We start from the raw sequence: 2,460 nt of genomic DNA on the forward strand, positions 1-2,460 counted from the left end.
AGATTAGACGACCGCAGTATTCTTGATCTACCCAATCGGTCAAGGTTCATTCTCTGATGGTATGCCTTTGGGTATCTCTGGAACCTTCAACTTCATGATTGTGTTCCAAGCAGAACACAACATCTTGATGCACCCCTTCCACATGTTAGGTGTGGCTGGTGTATTTGGCGGTTCCTTGTTCTGTGCAATGCACGGCTCGTTGGTAACCTCTTCTTTGGTTCGTGAAACCACCGAAACCGAGTCCCTTAACTACGGTTACAAATTCGGTCAAGAAGAAGAAACCTACAACATCGTTGCAGCCCACGGCTACTTCGGTCGTCTAATCTTCCAATACGCTTCCTTCAACAACAGCCGTTCACTGCACTTCTTCCTCGCAGCTTGGCCTGTCGTCGGCATCTGGTTCACCGCCTTGGGTGTAAGCACGATGGCATTCAACCTGAACGGTTTCAACTTCAACCAATCAGTAATTGACTCCCAAGGTCGTGTCATCAGCACCTGGGCAGACGTAATCAACCGCGCTAACTTGGGTATGGAAGTAATGCACGAGCGTAACGCTCACAACTTCCCCCTAGACTTAGCTGCTGGTGAAGTTACTCCTGTTGCTCTGACTGCTCCTGCTATCAACGGTTAATTCTGAAGATTTAGCTAAATAAAAAGCGCCCTCCAGAAATGGGGGGCGCTTTTTTGTTGTAATTATTTTAAAACGGAGCGTTTAATAAATCCTGTAGTAGATTTTGTTCTATAGCGATCGCGCCACATTACAAAACCAGTAATGAACAAAATCAACGGTGTAAGTCCGACAAATACATAGAGTATGCGGGATGTAAGTCCCAAAAAAGTGCCGTAGTGCAGAGGAGTAAAGGAGTTGAGGACGCGATCGCCCAACGACGACTTCAGCGCATTATTGAACCACAAAACCTTACCACTGTATTGGTCGAGATAGACAGAGAGAGTACCGTACCTACTTCCAAACAAGCAAATGTGATCGCTCAACAAGCAAATGCGTACGCTCAACAAGCAAATGCGATCGCTCGACAAGCAAATGCGTACGCTCAACCTGACTTTTCAGGGGATGTGGAAAACATCACACTCCACTATGTTAAATTCAAGCTACAACTCCTGCGGATGAGGAATTAGGTAATGGCGGCTTCTGTGGAACATGGCTTAAATAATAGCGCTTTTATCCCTCCTTTAGAAAGTGGCGATCGCTTAACCCGCCACGAATTCGAGCGTCGTTATGCAGCAATGCTCAATAAAAAAGCAGAATTAATCGAAGGAGTCGTTTATGTGGCATCGCCAGTGCGTTTTAGAAGTCATGGACAACCTCATGGACAGTTAATTACCTGGTTGGGAGTTTATCAAGTTTCCACACCAGGCGTAGCACTAGGTGACAATGCTACTGTGCGCTTGGATTTAGACAATGAACCACAGCCTGATGTTTTGCTGTTGATAGATAAACCAAACAGGGGACAGGCACAAATAAGTGAAGATGATTACGTAGAAGGCGCACCTGAATTAGTAGCAGAAGTAGCAGCCAGTAGTGCATCTATTGATTTATACGACAAAAAACGCGCTTACCGTCGCAACGGAGTGCAGGAATATATCGTCTGGCAGACTTTGGAAAATAAACTCGACTGGTTCTGTTTGCAAAATGGTGAATATTTACCACTGGTGGCGGATGCAGATGGTGTGATTAAAAGTACAGTATTTCCAGGTTTGTGGTTAGCTGTCACCTCACTCCTTACAGGGGACATGACGACAGTTTTAGCAGTGCTGCAACAAGGGTTAAATTCAAAAGAACACACGGAGTTTGTTGGGCGGTTATTTAGGTAAAAAATTAATACAAATAATTTTAAATATACAAATATTTACACAGATAAAATATTAAAAAAACATCTGGTGTATTTGGGTACAATTACTAAATTGTTACTCATCTATAGTAGTAAATGCATTTGCTATAAATAAAAATAATTATCAAAACTGTCAGCAGTGAGTAAACTAACTACTGACGGTTATCTCCAGAGTTAACATTCATTGTATTTCCACAGACTACAAATTTCAGATTCTAATTTTTGTCTCAATTTAATATAAAATCTAAAACTTAAAATTCAAAATCAACATGGCAGACCTAACTCCTAATTCTAGTTTTAGTTTGACACTGCGCTTGCAAATTCCCAATCGTGTAGGGATGTTAGCATCCGTAACCCAGGCGATCGCAACCTGTGGTGGTAATCTTGGTCAAATTGATCTAATCGAGCAAACCCGCAAAGAATCCACCCGCGATCTGACTGTGGATGCTGCTAGTACCGAACATGCTGAAACCATTGTGCAAGCAGTGAAAGCATTGCCAGACATCAAGTTACTGAGTGTCTACGATCGCACCTTTAATTTGCATCGCGGTGGCAAAATCAGCATTACTAGTAGAATTCCCTTAAGAAGTGTGTCTGATTTAGCAATGGC

4 protein-coding genes and 1 pseudogene are annotated in these 2,460 nt (G+C 42.8%); 4 read left to right on the forward strand and 1 reads right to left on the reverse strand.

Translation table 11 applies throughout. From position 1 onward, the window contains the following. Positions 1-10 precede the first annotated feature (10 nt). Positions 11-631, forward strand: a pseudogene (locus LC574_RS35625) (photosystem II q(b) protein); the annotation flags it as partial. 62 nt (positions 632-693) lie between these two features. On the opposite strand, the gene LC574_RS39505 reads toward LC574_RS35625, so the two are convergent. After that, complete coding sequence (locus LC574_RS39505; RefSeq protein ID WP_368736776.1) at positions 694-915, reverse strand: PepSY domain-containing protein; 222 nt, start codon at positions 913-915, stop codon at positions 694-696. Here LC574_RS39505 and LC574_RS39510 point away from each other — a divergent pair. The 3 genes from LC574_RS39510 to LC574_RS35645 all read left to right on the forward strand — a co-directional run. Continuing rightward, complete coding sequence (locus tag LC574_RS39510) at positions 847-1,137, forward strand: hypothetical protein (RefSeq protein WP_229458336.1); 291 nt, start codon at positions 847-849, stop codon at positions 1,135-1,137. The genes LC574_RS39505 and LC574_RS39510 overlap by 69 nt on opposite strands. Positions 1,138-1,140: 3 nt before the next feature. After that, complete coding sequence (locus LC574_RS35640) at positions 1,141-1,833, forward strand: Uma2 family endonuclease (protein ID WP_229458338.1); 693 nt, start codon at positions 1,141-1,143, stop codon at positions 1,831-1,833. Between the two features lie 286 nt (positions 1,834-2,119). Further along, the coding region (locus LC574_RS35645) for an ACT domain-containing protein (protein ID WP_229458340.1) at positions 2,120-2,460 on the forward strand (341 nt) is incomplete at its 3' end.

Origin of the sequence: Nostoc sp. CHAB 5715 (assembly GCF_020829685.1) — a bacterium.
Lineage (GTDB): Bacteria > Cyanobacteriota > Cyanobacteriia > Cyanobacteriales > Nostocaceae > Nostoc.